Origin of the sequence: Herbiconiux daphne (assembly GCF_024979295.1) — a bacterium.
GTDB lineage: Bacteria > Actinomycetota > Actinomycetes > Actinomycetales > Microbacteriaceae > Herbiconiux > Herbiconiux daphnes.
On sequence record NZ_JANLCJ010000830.1, the window covers coordinates 1 to 517 of the forward strand.

Consider the following 517-nt stretch of genomic DNA (forward strand, 5'->3'; position numbering starts at 1 on the left):
CGTAAAGTCGTACAGGTATCTGACACTGCTAACTCACTGGCTAATTATGGCCGTGGTAAAGAAATGCAGTATCAGTTAGAGAAAGCTGGTAAAGAAATTAAGCGTGACCTCGAGTGGGCTCTTCTGAACAATGGTGCGGTACAGGATGGTGTTAAACCTGGTGTCCCAACTACCAATGCTCAGGTTCGTCGTACTGCTGGTTTCCAAGCGCTGGTAGCTCCACTGAATCAAGCTTCTCCTGAAGATACTGCTGCAATCGTTCATATCTCTGGTGCTCTGACTGAAGACAACCTGTTCCTGGTTGACAATGGTCTGTACCTTGCTGGTTCTTGCCCAGATATCATCATGTTCCATCCGTCTCACGCTCAGTTCTTCTCTAGCCTGATGGAAAACACCGCTGGCACTCGCCAACGTATGTTTGATGGTGCTGATGATACTCGCCTGAACGTTTACGTTTCAACTCTGGTTTCTCCACTGGGTTGTACTTATAAACTGATTCCAAACCGCTTTATGCCGG

Annotated in this window: 1 protein-coding gene; it reads left to right on the top strand. The window is 47.4% G+C overall.

The window, feature by feature from the left end:
• The coding region (locus N1032_RS27925) for a DUF5309 domain-containing protein (protein ID WP_259543998.1) at positions 1–517 on the top strand (517 nt) is incomplete at both ends.